1 pseudogene is annotated in these 379 nt (G+C 63.9%); it reads left to right on the forward strand.

The annotated features are described in order from the left end of the window. Positions 1-167 precede the first annotated feature (167 nt). A pseudogene (locus AC1DJW_RS26650) lies at positions 168-379 on the forward strand (glycine cleavage system protein T); the annotation flags it as partial.

A 379-nucleotide genomic window follows, 5' to 3' on the forward strand; every position in this document is an offset into this window, starting at 1 on the left:
ATTGGGACCGTGAGTACTCCCGCGAGCAGGCCGTCTTCCCGGTCCACCACCTCAAGCAGGACAAGTACTTCCCGCCCGTCGGCCGCATCGACGGCGCCGCGGGCGACCGCAACCTGGTCTGCTCCTGCCCTCCGATCGAAGCCTTCGAGAACTAAAGGACTCCCACGATGACTGAGAATTACACTGCGCTCTACGAAGAGCACAAGAAGCTCGGCGCTTCCTTCACCGATTTCGGTGGCTGGCAGATGCCCCTGAAGTACTCCTCCGAACTGGCCGAACACCACGCCGTCCGCCAGTCCGCGGGCCTGTTCGACCTTTCCCACATGGGCGAAGTCTGGGTCACCGGCCCGGAAGCCGCGGCCTTCCTGGACTACGCGCT

The sequence above is a fragment of the Arthrobacter sp. 05L417 genome, from assembly GCF_056397865.1.